The sequence below is a fragment of the Methanobrevibacter cuticularis genome (assembly GCF_001639285.1).
GTDB lineage: Archaea > Methanobacteriota > Methanobacteria > Methanobacteriales > Methanobacteriaceae > Methanobaculum > Methanobaculum cuticulare.
On sequence record NZ_LWMW01000009.1, the window covers coordinates 1 to 2,300 of the forward strand.

The following is a 2,300-nucleotide window of genomic DNA, read 5'->3' on the forward strand; positions in this document are numbered from 1 at the left end:
AGAATTTTTTATTTTTTCTCTTTCCTTAATAATTGAATCATCTACATTCATATAAAAATACTCCATTTATAGTCGAAAAAATCTTATTTTAATAATATTTTAATGCTTAAAATGATAAAATAATAGTTTTAGAATATTAAATTTGATTGAAAATAATTATATTTTATTTCCAAATTTTTCCAGCAAGCCATCTGGCACCATTATAAATTTTACCACCTGCACTTTTAAGTCCATTATATATATTTTTCGCTAAATTAGTTCCATTAATACATGATCTTTTAACAGATAATTTAACCTTAGTAGATTTAACAACATTTTTCATAGTATTAACATATGAAGGGACATTATAAATATTTAATATAATGAATTATATTATTTTAATTTTATACTATTTTTAACCAAATTAAAATCATTATTTACTGTATTGAGATTATCAGATAAAAATCCAAAAATATACATCTTATTATTACTTTCAAAAACTAAAACCCTATAATAAAATTTTCCATCTTTATCAAATTGAGAACTTATATCATAAGCCTTTTGACCATCAACCATAATTTCATTTATTTTTATAACAGTATAATTTATTTCAGAATCAGAATTATCATGTAAAAACACATCAACTTGATCTTCAAAAGAAGTATCTGAAATATCATAAATATCTAAATTAATAGTATAAAACAAACTATGAAAAGTTAAATTATAATCAGTACTATTATCTTTAATCCACATACTAGGATAATCAAAAGAAATATTATCCTTATTAAAATGAGACACGCCTAAAATACTATTATTATTACTAACAGTATCAAATAAAAAATAAGCCCCACCAATAACTAGAATAATTAAAATAATTATAGTAACAATTTTATTATTCATGAAAAACCTCCCTATTTTTTCTTATTATTAATTTCATTATGAATATTTTGATAATCTTTTTTAAAAGGGAATTTTGGCTTTTTTACAGGAACTGATAAATATTCATAATCTTCCTCTATTGTTGATTCATTATCAACAAATCCCAAATTAGATTTATCATTGTCTTTAGGAGAATCTGCTCTAAACCTATAAACTTTTCTAATTATGAAGCTAAATAAAAGAATTAAAATTAAGCTAATAAAAAAATTATTTTTATAATTTGGAATAAATGTTGAAACAGCAAAACCAAGTAAATACAATAATAAAATAAAAGTAAATACAGCACCAATAACAGCAATAATCTTTCTAAATATCATTAAGCTAACATCCTCTCATTCAATATTAATTAATGGAACTAACAACCTAATATCACTCATCAAAATTTTAAAAGTAGTTAAATATGCAATAACAACATCGTCACAAGTAACAACATCCCTACCATACTTCAAAGCATTACATGCCTCCAAATAAAAAATAGAATGAATAAAAGTCCTAGTAAAAATATATGGGGTGGAATTTTCAGTAGTTATATCCCTAATCACATCATATATTTTACCATGCAACTTTTTTGCCTTTTTATCTTCCCAATACAAATCTTTCAATCTTTTGAAAAAATCAGCCGAAATTTTAGGCAATTTCTCAGATTTATCAAAATCTTCCACAAAAAATGTTACAAACTGACCAATATCACCAAAAACTATAGACTTAAGCTCATCATCAGTTAACTTATGACCAGAATCATAAACATAACTCAGTTCTAAAATCGCATACATAGCTAAAAAACTTGAATCATTAACAAACTTCGTTAAAGGAGGCAAATAAATAGGAGATCTAGATTTTAACTCCCTTATACCTAAACTAAAAAATGAATTCCCCTCATCTTTAAACTCCCACACATTCCTAGAATCAAATAAACTTTTCTTACCATCACTAACAAGATTAGCTAAACCTTTAAAAAACTCATCATGCCTAAGCCCTCTCAAAATAGAAATAACCTCATCGAGCCTATCTATATGTCGAAATTCATTCAACTTTTTAATATCATTTTCAAAAATCTCATCCCAATCACCCAATAAACTCATAATAATCACTTTTTACCTATAAACTTCTTTTTCAAAAATCCTTTTCATGGATTTATTCACTAATTTCTTAGTAATTCTAATAACTTTAGAAAAATATTCAAATAATCATTTAAAATATAATTATTAATATTATATTATTCTTTTTATTTCTTTTTTAGCGACTCTATGATTTGTGGGACTGTCAATTTGTTAGTTGGTATTTTGTGTTTTTTATCCAATTTCTTGTTCTGTGGTAGATTTGGTTTATGAATCCTATTTTGGTTCTGTATTTATTTTTATCTGCTTTTGGCATTATGTTTC

At 24.0% G+C, this 2,300-nt stretch carries 4 protein-coding genes; all 4 read right to left on the reverse strand.

What is annotated here, in order from left to right; genetic code table 11:
- Positions 1-163 precede the first annotated feature (163 nt).
- From MBCUT_RS10660 to MBCUT_RS00095, 4 genes are read right to left on the reverse strand one after another with little or no spacing between them, the layout of a single operon-like run.
- Entirely contained in the window at positions 164-322 is a 159-nt protein-coding gene (locus MBCUT_RS10660; RefSeq protein WP_157082402.1) for a hypothetical protein, read from the reverse strand.
- 50 nt (positions 323-372) lie between these two features.
- The gene (locus MBCUT_RS00085) at positions 373-879 is read right to left on the reverse strand and encodes a hypothetical protein (RefSeq protein WP_067257154.1); all 507 of its coding nucleotides are present in this window, start codon (positions 877-879) and stop codon (positions 373-375) included.
- Positions 880-890: 11 nt separating this feature from the next.
- Entirely contained in the window at positions 891-1,235 is a 345-nt protein-coding gene (locus MBCUT_RS00090; RefSeq protein ID WP_067257157.1) for a hypothetical protein, read from the reverse strand.
- Positions 1,236-1,250: 15 nt separating this feature from the next.
- Positions 1,251-2,000, reverse strand: coding sequence for a hypothetical protein (locus MBCUT_RS00095; RefSeq protein WP_067257160.1), 750 nt, complete (start codon positions 1,998-2,000; stop codon positions 1,251-1,253).
- Positions 2,001-2,300: the final 300 nt, after the last annotated feature.